General features: G+C 69.8%; 11 protein-coding genes. 1 reads left to right on the forward strand and 10 read right to left on the reverse strand.

The annotated features are described in order from the left end of the window. Positions 1–14: 14 nt before the first annotated feature. The 8 genes from pssA to GTY67_RS30140 form a co-directional block, all read right to left on the reverse strand. Positions 15–875, reverse strand: a complete 861-nt coding sequence (gene pssA / locus GTY67_RS30105; protein WP_030571980.1) for a CDP-diacylglycerol--serine O-phosphatidyltransferase — start codon at positions 873–875, stop codon at positions 15–17. Then, positions 862–1,509: a phosphatidylserine decarboxylase gene (locus GTY67_RS30110; RefSeq protein WP_018513492.1), complete on the reverse strand. Its 648-nt coding sequence runs from the start codon at positions 1,507–1,509 to the stop codon at positions 862–864. Before GTY67_RS30110 ends, pssA begins: the two co-directional genes overlap by 14 nt. A gap of 180 nt (positions 1,510–1,689) precedes the next feature. After that, positions 1,690–2,904: an acyl-CoA dehydrogenase family protein gene (locus GTY67_RS30115; RefSeq protein ID WP_161281116.1), complete on the reverse strand. Its 1,215-nt coding sequence runs from the start codon at positions 2,902–2,904 to the stop codon at positions 1,690–1,692. A 46-nt stretch (positions 2,905–2,950) separates the two neighbouring features. After that, entirely contained in the window at positions 2,951–3,454 is a 504-nt protein-coding gene (locus GTY67_RS30120; protein ID WP_161281117.1) for a MaoC family dehydratase, read from the reverse strand. Positions 3,455–3,456: 2 nt separating this feature from the next. Next, a complete protein-coding gene (locus GTY67_RS30125; RefSeq protein ID WP_093812564.1) occupies positions 3,457–4,431 on the reverse strand; it encodes a CoA ester lyase in 975 nt (324 codons plus the stop codon). Beyond that, positions 4,428–6,440 (reverse strand): protein meaA, encoded by a 2,013-nt coding sequence (locus tag GTY67_RS30130; RefSeq protein ID WP_161281118.1) that lies wholly within the window; start codon positions 6,438–6,440, stop codon positions 4,428–4,430. Before GTY67_RS30130 ends, GTY67_RS30125 begins: the two co-directional genes overlap by 4 nt. A 9-nt stretch (positions 6,441–6,449) precedes the next feature. Then, positions 6,450–7,787 carry a crotonyl-CoA carboxylase/reductase gene (gene ccrA, locus GTY67_RS30135; RefSeq protein WP_093693809.1) on the reverse strand — a complete coding sequence of 446 codons (1,338 nt, stop codon included), beginning with the start codon at positions 7,785–7,787 and terminating at the stop codon, positions 6,450–6,452. 357 nt (positions 7,788–8,144) lie between these two features. Further along, positions 8,145–8,951: a GNAT family N-acetyltransferase gene (locus GTY67_RS30140; RefSeq protein WP_161281119.1), complete on the reverse strand. Its 807-nt coding sequence runs from the start codon at positions 8,949–8,951 to the stop codon at positions 8,145–8,147. 157 nt (positions 8,952–9,108) lie between these two features. Here GTY67_RS30140 and GTY67_RS30145 point away from each other — a divergent pair, with 157 nt between their 5' ends. Further along, positions 9,109–9,864, forward strand: coding sequence for a restriction endonuclease (locus GTY67_RS30145; protein WP_161281120.1), 756 nt, complete (start codon positions 9,109–9,111; stop codon positions 9,862–9,864). Here the strand turns inward: GTY67_RS30145 and GTY67_RS30150 are convergent. Together GTY67_RS30150 and GTY67_RS30155 are read right to left on the reverse strand one after the other, a co-directional pair. Further along, positions 9,851–10,666 (reverse strand): TetR family transcriptional regulator, encoded by an 816-nt coding sequence (locus tag GTY67_RS30150; RefSeq protein ID WP_093693806.1) that lies wholly within the window; start codon positions 10,664–10,666, stop codon positions 9,851–9,853. The genes GTY67_RS30145 and GTY67_RS30150 overlap by 14 nt on opposite strands. A gap of 91 nt (positions 10,667–10,757) precedes the next feature. After that, positions 10,758–12,539: a 3-hydroxyacyl-CoA dehydrogenase gene (locus tag GTY67_RS30155; protein WP_093693805.1), complete on the reverse strand. Its 1,782-nt coding sequence runs from the start codon at positions 12,537–12,539 to the stop codon at positions 10,758–10,760. Positions 12,540–12,850: the final 311 nt, after the last annotated feature.

Genomic DNA, 12,850 nt, shown 5'->3' on the forward strand with positions numbered 1-12,850 from the left:
CTGTGTCCGTACCGCTACGGCAGCTGCGCCGCCCGCGCCTCGCGCCGGTTGTCACGGAAGGTGTTGACCCGTCGCGCCGTGGCGAAGAGCGGGATCACCGCACCGAGGACGACCTGGAGCGCACAGCCGGTCTGGAGCAGCAGCTGACCGCCCGGCGCGTCGAACGCCCAAGCGGCGAGAAGCCCCATCGCACCGACGATCCAGCTGAGCATCGCCACCGCGAGGATGCCCCGCGGCTTGGGGTACTCGACCCGGCTCACCATCAGCCACGCCACCCCGATGATCGCGAGCAGCGTCGGGACGAAGGGCAGCTCCAGGAGCACGATCGAGACGACCGTCAGCGCTCCGAAGGGGCTCGGCATGCCCTGGAACATGCCGTCCTTCAAGGTCACACAGGAGAATCTGGCCAGCCTGAGCACCACCGCCAGCAGCACGACGATCGCCGCCAGCGCCGACACCCGCTGGTGGGCGTCGTCCGCGACCATCCCGTACACGAGCACGAAGTAGGCCGGGGCGAGCCCGAAGCTGATGAGGTCGGACAGGTTGTCCAGCTCGGCCCCCATCGGCGAGGAGCGCAGCTTGCGTGCCACGAGCCCGTCGAAGAGGTCGAAGATCGCCGCCATCAGCATGAGGATGACCGCGGTGGCCGCCGAGTGGCGGGCCATCCCCGTCTCCTCGCTGCCCGTGAGGTGCGGGATGAGGATCCCGGTGGTGGTGAAGTACACCGCCATGAATCCACACGTGGCGTTACCGAGGGTGAGCGTGTCCGCTATCGACAGCCGCATCGAGAGCGGCATGTCCTCCGCGTCCGTGTCGCTCGCCTCGCCGGCCTCCGGAACCCAGTCGGCCTGGGTATCGGGATCAACTACGGTCAATTCGAGTCACCCCCGCGGTGGTGGCCTGGCCGACCTCGACCGCGACATCGATACCTTCCGGAAGGTAGATGTCGACGCGCGAGCCGAAGCGGATCAGGCCGATGCGCTCGCCCTGCTCCACCTTCGTGCCCTGGGGGAGGTACGGCACGATCCGACGGGCGACCGCTCCCGCGATCTGCACCATCTCGATGTCGCCGAGCTCGGTGTCGAAGTGCCAGACGACGCGCTCGTTGTTCTCGCTCTCCTTGTTGAACGCCGGAACGAAGCCGCCGGGGATGTGCTCGACCGACGTCACGGTGCCCGCCAGCGGCGCGCGGTTCACGTGGACGTTGAGCGGGCTCATGAAGATGGCGACCCGGGTGCGCCCGTCCTTCCACGGCATGATGCTCTGCACCACACCGTCGGCCGGGGAGATGACCCGGCCCTCGGCGATCTCGCGCTCGGGGTCACGGAAGAACCACAGCATGCCCGCCGCGAGCGCGGTGGTGGGCACGGCCGCTGCTGCCCAGCGCCCGGACTTACGGGCGCGGGCGAGGCTGAGGGCCGCGGTGGCGACGGTCGGGAGGAGCCACGGCGATGCTCCGCGTGCGATGCGGACCCCGCCGCGGTTTGCGGAGGTAGGGCTGTCGGGCATGGATGACCTTCGTAGCGGATGATGCCGCGCTGGCAACGGGGGACGGCGGCTTTCCGGCGATGCTATCGGTTGCCGGGCGCAACTGGGCAAGCCAGCAGCCGAGTCGGACTGCCGAATGGCACCCGCCGAGGGTGACCCGGTGTGATGTTCTTCGCCACCAAATCACCTCGAAAGGGACAATCAGCCCTGGAATCGGTACTCCTCCAGGAGGCGCCGGCCAATGATCATTTTCTGGATCTCGGCGGTACCTTCACCGATCAGCAGCATCGGGGCCTCGCGGTAGAGGCGCTCGATCTCGTACTCCTTGGAGAAGCCGTAACCGCCGTGGATACGGAAGGCGTCCTCGACGACTTCCTTGCAGTATTCGGAGGCGAGGTACTTCGCCATCCCTGCCTCCAGGTCGTTACGTTCCCCGGAGTCCTTTTTGCGTGCCGCGTTCACCATCATCGCATGGGCGGCCTCGACCTTGGTGGCCATTTCGGCCAATTTGAACTGGATCGCCTGGTGCTGGGCGATCGGTTTGCCGAAGGTGTGGCGCTGCTGGGCGTACGAAACACCCAGCTCGAATGCACGCTGAGCGACGCCGCAGCCACGCGCGGCGACATTTACCCGGCCGACCTCGACACCGTCCATCATTTGGTAAAACCCTCGGCCGGTCGTGCCCCCGAGGACTCGATTGGCCGGAATGCGCAGGTCGTCCATGATGAGCTCGGTCGTGTCGACGCCCTTGTAGCCCATCTTGTCGATCTTCCCGGGGATGGTCAGGCCGGGCCGGACCTCTCCGAAGCCGGGCTCCTTCTCGATCAGGAAGGCCGTCATCGACTTATGGGGCGCGGTGGCTGTTTCCTGGCTGGAGTGGCCTTCGTCACTTCGGCAGAGAACGGCCACCAGCGTCGACGTTCCGCCGTTCGTCAGCCACATCTTCTGGCCGTTGAGAACGTACTCGTCGCCGTCCCTGACGCCCTTCGACGTGATCGCCGAGACGTCGGAGCCGAGCGCCGGCTCCGACATCGAGAACGCGCCCCGCACCTCACCGAGCGCCATCCGCGGCAGGAACGTGTCCTTCTGCTCCTGGGTGCCGTGCTGCTTGAGCATGTAGGCCACGATGAAATGCGTGTTGATGATGCCGGACACGCTCATCCAGCCGCGCGCGATCTCCTCCACGCACAGCGCGTAGGTGAGCAGCGACTCACCCAGACCCCCGTACTCCTCGGGGATCATCAGCCCGAACAGGCCGAGTTCCTTGAGCCCCTCCACGATTTCCGTTGGGTACTCGTCGCGGTGCTCCAGCTGGGTCGCGACCGGAATGATCTCCTTGTCGACGAAATCCCGGACGGTGGAAAGGATTTCCCGCTGGATGTCGTTCAGACCGGCTGTCTGGGCGAGTCGCGTCATGGCTGCTTCTCCTGTGGCTTCACGCGGTTTAGGTGGGGCGACGCGGCTAGTTGGCGGGCGTCGGGCGGCCCGGCTGCTCGCCGCCGCGCTCCTTGATGTACGTCTCGGTGGGGACCATCACCTTGCGGCGGAACACGCAGACCACGGTGCCGTCCTGCTTGTAGCCCCTGGTCTCCACGTACACGATCCCGCGGTCGTTCTTGGACTTCGACGGGGTCTTGTCCAGCACGGTCGTCTCGCCGTAGATCGTGTCGCCGTGGAAGGTCGGCGCGATGTGCTTGAGCGATTCGACCTCCAGATTGGCGATGGCCTTTCCGGAGACGTCCGGCACCGACATGCCGAGCAGCAGCGAGTAGATGTAGTTGCCGACGACGACGTTCTTCCCGAAGTCGGTCGTCTTCTCGGCGTAGTTGCTGTCCATGTGCAGCGGGTGGTGATTCATGGTCAGCAGGCAGAAGAGGTGGTCGTCGTATTCCGTGACCGTCTTTCCGGGCCAGTGCTTGTAGACGGCACCGACCTCGAACTCCTCAAATGTGCGTCCGAACTGCATGATCAGGCCTCCGGGGCTTCGAACTTGGAGGTGCGCTGCATTCCGGCGGCCCGGCCCTTGCCCGCGATGACCAGGGCCATCTTGCGGCTGGCCTCGTCGATCATCTCGTCGCCGAGCATCGCCGAGCCCTTCTTGCCGCCCTCCTCGGAGGTGCACCAGTCGTAGGCGTCGAGGATCAGCTCGGCGTGGTCGTAGTCCTCCTGCGAGGGCGAGAACACCTCGTTGGCCGCGTCGACCTGGCCGGGGTGCAGCACCCACTTGCCGTCGAAGCCGAGGGCGGCGGCCCGGCCGGCCACCTCGCGGTAGGCGTCCACGTCACGGATCTGGAGGAACGGGCCGTCGATCGCCTGGAGGTCGTGGGTACGGGCCGCCATCAGGATGCGCATCAGGATGTAGTGGTACGCGTCCGCCGGGTAGCCGGGCGGCTGCTGGCCGACCACCAGGGTCTTCATGTTGATCGACGCCATGAAGTCGGCCGGGCCGAAGATCAGCGTCTCCAGGCGGGGCGAGGCGGCGGCGATCTCGTCGATGTTCACCAGGCCCTTGGCGTTCTCGATCTGCGCCTCGATGCCGATCTTCCCGACCTCGAAGCCCATCGTCTTCTCGATCTGGGTCAGCAGCAGGTCCAGCGCCACGACCTGCTGGGCGTCCTGGACCTTCGGCAGCATGATGCAGTCGAGGTTGGGGCCGGCGCCCTCGACGACCGTGATGACGTCCCGGTACGTCCAGTGCGTCGTCCAGTCGTTGACCCGCACGACCCGGGTCTTGCCGCTCCAGTCACCGTTGTTCAGCGCGTCCACGATGGTGTGGCGGGCGCCCTCCTTGGCGAGCGGCGCGCAGGCGTCCTCCAGGTCCAGGAAGACCTGGTCCGCCGGGAGGCCCTGGGCCTTCTCCAGGAAGCGCGGGTTGGAGCCCGGCACGGCCAGACACGAACGCCGGGGGCGCAGCCGGTTCACGGGGGTGGTGGGCGTGGTCATGCGGAGACCTCCAGAGGGTCGAGCTTGTTCGCTTTCCGGATCTCGTCGACGATACGGCCGATGATCTCCGTGATGCCGAAGTCCTTCGGGGTGAAGACGGCGGCCACACCGGCTTCGATGAGCGCCGCGGCGTCCGCCGGCGGGATGATGCCGCCCGCGATCACCGGGATGTCCGGCGCCCCGGCCTCCCGCAGCCGGTGCAGGACGTCGGGGACCAGCTCCGCGTGCGAGCCGGAGAGGATGGAGAGCCCCACGCAGTGCACGTCCTCGGCGAGCGCCGCGTCGGTGATCTGCTCGGGGGTCAGCCGGATCCCCTGGTAGACCACCTCGAACCCGGCGTCCCGGGCTCGTACGGCGATCTGCTCGGCCCCGTTGGAGTGCCCGTCAAGACCCGGCTTGCCGACCAGCAGGCGCAGCCGTCCCACGCCCAGGTCGGCAGCGGTCCGGGTGACCTTCTCGCGGACCAGCGAGAGCGTGCTGCCCGGCTCGGCGGTGACCGCGACCGGGGCCGAGGAGACCCCGGTGGGCGCCCGGAACTCGCCGAAGACGTCCCGCAGCGCCCAGGACCATTCGCCGGTGGTGACACCCGCGCGGGCGCACTCGACGGTGGCCTCCATCATGTTCTCGGTGCCCGCGGCGGCCTTCTTCAGCGCGGCCAGCGCCTCCGTCGCCCGGGCCTCGTCGCGGTTGTCCCGCCACTCGTGCAGGGCGGCGACGACCCGGGCCTCGTTCTCGGGGTCGACGGTCATGATCGCGCCGTCGAGGTCGGAGGTGAGCGGGTTGGGCTCGGTCGTCTCGTAGATGTTGACGCCGACGATCTTCTCCTCGCCGCCCTCGATCCGGGCCCGCCGCGCCGCGTGCGAGGAGACCAGCTCCGACTTCAGGTAGCCGGACTCGACGGCCGCCATCGCGCCGCCCATCTGCTGGATCCGGTCGATCTCCGCCAGCGACTCCTCGACCAGGGACTCGACCTTGGCCTCGATGACGTGGGAACCGGCGAAGATGTCCTCGTACTCCAGCAGATCGCTCTCGTGCGCCAGCACCTGCTGGATACGGAGCGACCACTGCTGGTCCCAGGGGCGGGGCAGCCCCAGCGCCTCGTTCCAGGCCGGGAGCTGCACAGCGCGGGCGCGGGCGTCCTTGGAGAGGGTGACGGCCAGCATCTCCAGGACGATGCGCTGGACGTTGTTCTCCGGCTGCGCCTCGGTCAGACCGAGGGAGTTGACCTGGACGCCGTAGCGGAAGCGGCGCTGCTTGGGGTCGGTGATGCCGTACCGCTCGCGGGTGACGCGGTCCCAGATGCGGCCGAAGGCGCGCATCTTGCACATCTCCTCGATGAAGCGGACGCCCGCGTTCACGAAGAACGAGATCCGGGCGACCACATCACCGAACTTCTCCTCGGGCACCTGGCCCGAGTCGCGGACCGCGTCGAGTACCGCGATGGCGGTCGACATGGCGTACGCGATCTCCTGGACCGGGGTGGCCCCCGCCTCCTGGAGGTGGTAGCTGCAGATGTTGATCGGGTTCCACTTGGGGATGCGGTTGACCGTGTACGTGATCATGTCGGTGGTCAGCCGCAGCGAGGGCACCGGCGGGAAGACGTGCGTCCCGCGCGAGAGGTACTCCTTCACGATGTCGTTCTGCGTGGTCCCCTGGAGCTTGGCGGGGTCGGCCCCCTGCTCCTCCGCGACCACCTGGTAGAGCGCCAGCAGCCACATGGCGGTCGCGTTGATCGTCATCGAGGTGTTCATCTGCTCCAGGGGGATGTCCTGGAACAGCCGGCGCATGTCTCCGAGGTGCGAGACGGGAACACCGACGCGGCCCACCTCGCCGCGGGCGAGAATGTGGTCCGGGTCGTATCCGGTCTGCGTCGGCAGATCGAAGGCGACCGAGAGACCGGTCTGGCCCTTGGCGAGGTTGCGGCGGTACAGCTCGTTGGACGCCTCGGCGGTCGAGTGACCGGCGTACGTCCGCATGAGCCAGGGCCGGTCCTTCTGACGTTCGGTCATGGGAGAACCTCAGACGTTGCGGAAGCGGTTGATGGCGTCGATGTGCTGCTCGCGCATTTCCTGGTCGCGCACGCCCAGACCCTCGCGGGGTGCCAGTGCCAGGACGCCGACCTTGCCCTGGTGGGCGTTGCGGTGGACGTCGTGGGCGGCCTGGCCCGTCTCCTCCAGGGTGTACGTCTTGGAGAGCGTCGGGTGGATCTTGCCCTTGGCGATGAGGCGGTTGGCCTCCCACGCCTCGCGGTAGTTGGCGAAGTGGGAGCCGATGATCCGCTTGAGGGACATCCACAGGTAGCGGTTGTCGTACTCGTGCATGTAGCCCGAGGTGGAGGCGCAGGTCGTGATCGTGCCGCCCTTGCGGGTGACGTAGACCGAGGCGCCGAAGGTCTCGCGGCCCGGGTGCTCGAAGACGATGTCGATGTCCTCGCCGCCGGTGTACTCGCGGATGCGCTTGCCGAAGCGCTTCCACTCCTTCGGGTCCTGGGTGCGCTCGTCCTTCCAGAACTTGTAGCCGTCGGCGTTGCGGTCGATGACCGCCTCGGCGCCCATCTTCCGGCAGATGTCGGCCTTCTCCGGGGAGGAGACGACACAGATCGGGTTGGCGCCGCCGGCCAGCGCGAACTGGGTGGCGTAGGAGCCGAGTCCGCCGCTGGCGCCCCAGATCAGCACGTTGTCGCCCTGCTTCATGCCGGCGCCGTTGCGCGAGACGAGCTGGCGGTACGCGGTCGAGTTGACCAGGCCCGGAGCCGCCGCCTCCTCCCAGCTGAGGTGCTTGGGCTTGGGCATCAGCTGGTTGGACTTGACGAGCGCGATCTCCGCCAGGCCGCCGAAGTTGGTCTCGAAGCCCCAGATGCGCTGCTCGGGGTCGAGCATCGTGTCGTTGTGGCCGTCGGAGGACTCCAGCTCCACGGAGAGGCAGTGCGCGACGACCTCGTCGCCCGGGTTCCAGGCGTTCACGCCGGGGCCGGTGCGCAGGACGACGCCCGCGAGGTCGGAGCCGATGACGTGGTACGGCAGGTCGTGGCGCTTGGTGAGCTCGCTGAGCCGTCCGTACCGCTCCAGGAAGCCGAAGGTGGAGACCGGCTCGAAGATGGAGGTCCACACGGAGTTGTAATTCACCGAACTGGCCATCACGGCGACGAGGGCCTCGCCGGGGCCGAGTTCGGGGACCGGGACCTCGTCCAGGTGGAGCGACTTGCGGGGGTCCTTGTCGCGGGAGTCGAGTCCCGCGAACATCTCCGCCTCGTCCTTGTGCACGGTGATCGCGCGGTAGGACTCGGGGAGGGACAGGGCCGCGAAGTCCGCGGCCGTGCTGTCCTGCGATTGGATCGCGTCCAGGATTTCCTTCACGGTGTTGCCTCCGGTGATGCGGCGTCGAGGGAACGCTTGAGGGGCCCTGCTGGCAGGGGAGCGGTGCGGTGTGGAGGTGTATTGCCGTCGGTTCGGCGGGTGGAGCTTCGGCTTTGCTCGGGTGGAGCGGAAGGGTGCCTGTGACGCAGGCGTCCGGGCGCGCAGCACGGTGGTTGCGGGGACAGCCGGCGTACGTGAGATCCCAGCACGCCGGCCGCCCGGACACCTTCAACGTATGGCACTCCGTGACACCTGACAAGGCACCCAGTGCCAACAATTTCTCTCACTTGTCATCTCGTAGGCACGCATGAGCAACACGATGGGCGTTACGAGCCGTTCTGTCCTGCTGGCAGGCGGTTACCGCCCCGGTCGGTACACATACGGCGTCGTCGTCCCCAGCTCCGTGAAGCCCAGCCGGGCCAGGATCGGGGCGGACATGTCGGTCGCGTCGACCTGGAGGTACCGGTAGCCGCGCTCGGCGGCGATCCGCGCCCGGTGGGCCACCAGCGCCCGGTAGATCCCCTTCCCCCGCCAGGCGGCCACCGTCCCGCCGCCCCAGAGCCCGGCGAAGCCCGTACCCGGGTACAGCTCCATCCGCCCGGAGCAGACCGGCTCCCCGCCCCCGTCCACCGCCATCACCGCCACGAAGTCCTCGGGGGCCTCCTCCAGCCGCTTCACGACCTGGTGGAGTAGCCGGGTCCCGTCCGTCCCGAACGCCCGCTCATGGGCCCGGGCCATCAGCTCGGCCCCCGCCGCATCGGTCACCGGCCGCAGGGTGATCCCCTCGGGCAGCTCCACCGGCCCGGCCAGCAGCCCGGCAGGCGCCACCAGCAGGGTCTCCGGCTCCTCCGGCACGAATCCGGCCGCCCGCAGCCGGTCGCCCAGGTCGGCGGGGCGGTCGTGGGCGTACAGCTTCCACTCGAACTCGGGCAGCCCGAGCGCCGCGCAGTGCGCGACCTGGTCGGCGATCGCCGCGTCCGCCCCCGCCGCGTCCAGCCCCGGGGCCGACCACACCACCCCGTTCCAGTCGTCGGGGCCGCCCACCTGGCGTACGACGGGCCCGGCGCGCTCCACGCGTACGCCGGGCCCGTCCGGGCGGGCATGCTCCCGCATCGCGCGGTCGAACAGGTCACGGATCTCGATGGCGCCCTCACTTGATCGCATCCGCGCACCTCAGCACAGCGGTGATCGGTGAACCAGCGGATTTCGGCCGTCGCTCGGGCGCGATGGCCCGGCCCGTACGCGTCGAAAGGCCAGCTCGGGGCAGGTGTCCGGGACCAAGTGATCTTGAAGGGGTCAGGAAGGCAGGGGTGGGGCACCGATGGGCATACCGATCCGCAGAGGGAGCGTCCGGAAGCGCCGGCGCCCCTTCGACCTCCGCCGCACCACCTTCGGCTTCGCCCTGATCGCGCTGATCCTCGCGGGCGGCGGGATGGCGCTGCGGGCCGCCTGGCGGAGCGCCGGACGCCACCCGGTCGCCGCCGGGGCCCTGATGGTCCTGGCCCTCGCCGCCGCCCTCGTGGTGCTGCGCCGCCGTCGCGCCCGGCGGCTCGCGGAGAGCGTCACGGATGCCGCGTACGGGATCGTCGACGCCGGGCTGGCGGAGCTGGACGCCGCCGAGGCCGCTCGCGCGCAGGCCCGCCCCGAACCCGCCCACCCGGTCGACTACGCGCAGCTGGACCCGTACGCCTTCGAGGAGGCCGTGGCCGAGCTCTGCCGGCGCGACGGCTGCGCGGACGCCGAGGTGGTGGGCGGCGCCGGGGACCTGGGCGCCGACGTCGTGGCCACCACCCCGGACGGCCGCCGCCTGGTCGTCCAGTGCAAGCGGTACGGGCCCGGGAATCGGGCCGGATCGCAGGACCTCCAGCGCTTCGGCGGCACCTGCTACGCGGTCCACGAGGCGGACATCGCGCTCGTCGTCTCCACCGGCGGCTTCACCGAACCCGCCCTCGACTACGCCGAGCAGTGCGCCATCCTCTGCTACGGCCCCGAGGAGCTGGCCGCCTGGAGCGAGGGCGGCGCACCGCCGCCGTGGGTCCCCGCCGAAGAGCCGGCCCCCGGGCTCAGCGCTCCTTGAGGGCCTGCTGGATCGTCCGCATGACCTCGTCCAGCGGGGCGTCCGTACGCGCCACGGCGACGAGCACCTCGCCCTCGGTCGCCACCGTCGCCGCCGGCGCCCTGGCGGGCTCGGCCTGGGCGGTCCTGCCCGCCCCGATGCCGGTGCCGAAGGTGTCGCGCACGATGGCGAACGCCCGGTCCAGCTGGGCCTCCACATCGCCCTGTCCGCCCGCCCGCAGCCAGCGGCGCAGGACGTGGTTGTGCGCGGTGACCACGGCGGACGCGGCCACCTCCGCCAGCAGCGGGTCGTCGTTGCCCACGTGGTGGTCGCGCTCGTCGAAGTGGCCCAGCAGATAGCGGGTGAACAGCCGCTCGTAGCGGGCCACCGACGCGATCTCGGCCTCCCTGAGGGTGGGCACTTCGCGGGTGAGCTTGTAACGGGCCACGGAGACGGCGGGCTTGGCCGCGTACATCTTCATGACTTCCTTGATGCCGCGGCAGACCGTGTCGAGGGGGTGCTCGTGCGCGGGGGCGGCGTTGAGGACGGCCTCGGCCCTGACGAGGGTGTCGTCGTGGTCCGGGAAGATGGCCTCTTCCTTGGAGCGGAAGTGGCGGAAGAAGGTCCGCCGGGCGACGCCCGCGGCGCCCGCGATCTCGTCGACGGTCGTCGCCTCGTACCCCTTCGTGGCGAAGAGTTCCATCGCGGCTGCGGCCAGTTCGCGGCGCATCTTGAGCCGTTGGGCCGCGGCGCGCGTTCCCGCGGCGGTCTCCGGGGCGTCGGGCGCGGCGGTGGCACGGGGTGACTTGGCGGGCTGGGACATGGCATGAACGTAACGCATCGGTGCAGGAGAGCGCGCCTTCGGGGGCGGACCGCCGGAGGGTCCCAGCAGCCCGCCCCACCCGGCTCCCGGGTCAGCGACGGGCATATTCGCGGAAGCCCCGGCCCGTCTTGCGGCCGAGGCAGCCCGCGGCCACCAGGTGCTCCAGCAGCGGCGCCGGAGCGAGCCCCGGGTCGCGGAACTCCTTGTGCAGCACCTTCTCGATGGCGAGGGAGACGTCCAGCCCGACGACGTCCAGCAGTTCGAACGGGCCCATCGGGTAGCCGCCGCCCAGCTTCATCGCCGCGTCGATGTCGTCCAGCGAGGCGTAGTGCTCCTCGACCATCTTGATCGCGTTGTTGAGGTACGGGAACAGCAGCGCGTTCACGATGAACCCGGCCCGGTCCCCGCAGTCCACCGGGTGCTTGCGGATCTTCGTGCAGACGGCGCGGACCGTGGCGTGCACATCGTCGGCGGTCAGGACCGTGCGGACGACCTCGACCAGCTTCATCGCGGGCGCCGGGTTGAAGAAGTGCATCCCGATGACGTCCTGGGGCCGCGCGGTCGCCCGGGCGATGGCGATGACCGGCAGGGACGAGGTGGTGGTGGCGAGGACGGCGCCCGGCCGGCAGACCTTGTCCAGGGTGGCGAACAGCTGCTGCTTGATCTCCAGGTCCTCGGCGACCGCCTCCACGGCGAGGTCGACCTCGGCGAACGCGTCCAGCGATCCGGCGGCCGTGATCCGGCCGAGCGTCTCGTCCCGCGCCTCGGCGGTGAGCCGCCCCTTGCTGACCGAGCGCTCCAGCGACTTGGCGATCCGGCCCTTGGCCAGGTCCGCCTTCTCCTGGCCGCGTGCCGCCAGGACCACGGTGTACCCGGCCTTGGCGAAGACCTCGGCGATGCCGGAGGCCATGGTGCCGGAGCCCGCGACCCCCACGGAGGTGATGGAGCGGCCGCCACCGGCCGCCGCTTCCGGGGACGGGGTCAGGGTGTCGGGCACGACCTCCTGGCCGCCCGGTCCGTCGTACGTGTAGAAGCCGCGCCCGGCCTTGCGCCCGGTCAGGCCCGCGCTGCTGAGCTGCCCGAGGACGGGGGCCGGGGCGTGCAGCCGGTCGCGGGACTCGGCGTACATGGCCTCCAGGACCGTGCGGGCGGTGTCGATGCCGATCAGGTCCAGCAGGGCGAGGGGGCCCATCGGCAGGCCGCAGCCCAGCTTCATCGCCGCGTCGATGTCCTCACGCGAGGCGTAGTTCGCCTCGTACATCGCGGCGGCCTGGTTCAGATAGCCGAAGAGCAGCCCGTCCGCGACGAACCCGGGCCGGTCGCCGACCGCGACGGGCTCCTTGCCCAGCTCCCGGGCCAGCTTGGTGACGGCCTCCACGGCGGGCGGCGCGGTGAGCACCGAGGAGACCACCTCGACCAGCTTCATCGCGGGCGCGGGGTTGAAGAAGTGCAGGCCGAGCACGCGCTCGGGGTGGAGCGACTCGGCGGCGAGCCGGGTCACCGACAGGGCGTTCGTCCCGGTGGCGAGGATCGCGGTGGGGGAGACGACGGCGTCCAGCTCCCGGAACACCTGCTGCTTGATCTCGTACGTCTCCGGCACGACCTCGATGACCAGCTCGGCCTCGGCGGCGGCCTGGAGGGCGTCGGAGGTACGGAACCGGGCGAGCGCGTCGGCCCGCTCCTGCTCGGTGATCCGCCCGCGCCCGACGGCCCGTGCGGTGGAGGCTTCGAGGGAGGTGACGGCCTGCCGGGCGGCCGCCTCGCTGATGTCGATACCGATGACCTCGCGGCCCGCGAGGGCCAGGACCTCGGCGATGCCGGTGCCCATGGTGCCGAGGCCGACGACGGCAATGGTGGAGAGCGGGGTGTCCATCACGGGACTCCAGGGTGAGTGACGACTGTGGGGAGCAGGCGGCGCGCGGCGATGAGGGAGCGGCGCGTGTGCGTGCGCGGATGCGTGTCGTGAAGCGCGGTGGCGGGGCGCTGGAAGCACGCCCGGCCGGGGAGGGTGACGGACTCTGTCCCGGAGTCGCGTCGCACTGGAACTGCCGAACCGACAAGCACTCCGGGTGGCTGCGTCACCAGGCCACCGGAGTCGCGGGGAAGTGTGTTCCCGCTCAGATGAGATTAACCGGCGAGTAACGAGCGCGCCACCCCTGAGTCTTTGTGCGCTGGACCACATCG

Source organism: Streptomyces sp. SID8374, from assembly GCF_009865135.1.
Taxonomy (GTDB): domain Bacteria; phylum Actinomycetota; class Actinomycetes; order Streptomycetales; family Streptomycetaceae; genus Streptomyces.

Bases quoted from the DNA above. Each gene is read 5' to 3' on its own strand.
- GTY67_RS30110 (WP_018513492.1), bottom strand. From the start codon at position 1,509: ATGCCCGACAGCCCTACCTCCGCAAACCGCGGCGGGGTCCGCATCGCA.
- GTY67_RS30155 (WP_093693805.1), bottom strand. From the start codon at position 12,539: ATGGACACCCCGCTCTCCACCATTGCCGTCGTCGGCCTCGGCACCATG.
- GTY67_RS30145 (WP_161281120.1), top strand. From the start codon at position 9,109: ATGGGCATACCGATCCGCAGAGGGAGCGTCCGGAAGCGCCGGCGCCCC.
- GTY67_RS30115 (WP_161281116.1), bottom strand. From the start codon at position 2,904: ATGACGCGACTCGCCCAGACAGCCGGTCTGAACGACATCCAGCGGGAA.
- GTY67_RS30125 (WP_093812564.1), bottom strand. From the start codon at position 4,431: ATGACCACGCCCACCACCCCCGTGAACCGGCTGCGCCCCCGGCGTTCG.
- GTY67_RS30130 (WP_161281118.1), bottom strand. From the start codon at position 6,440: ATGACCGAACGTCAGAAGGACCGGCCCTGGCTCATGCGGACGTACGCC.
- GTY67_RS30150 (WP_093693806.1), bottom strand. From the start codon at position 10,666: ATGTCCCAGCCCGCCAAGTCACCCCGTGCCACCGCCGCGCCCGACGCC.
- GTY67_RS30120 (WP_161281117.1), bottom strand. From the start codon at position 3,454: ATGCAGTTCGGACGCACATTTGAGGAGTTCGAGGTCGGTGCCGTCTAC.
- GTY67_RS30140 (WP_161281119.1), bottom strand. From the start codon at position 8,951: ATGCGATCAAGTGAGGGCGCCATCGAGATCCGTGACCTGTTCGACCGC.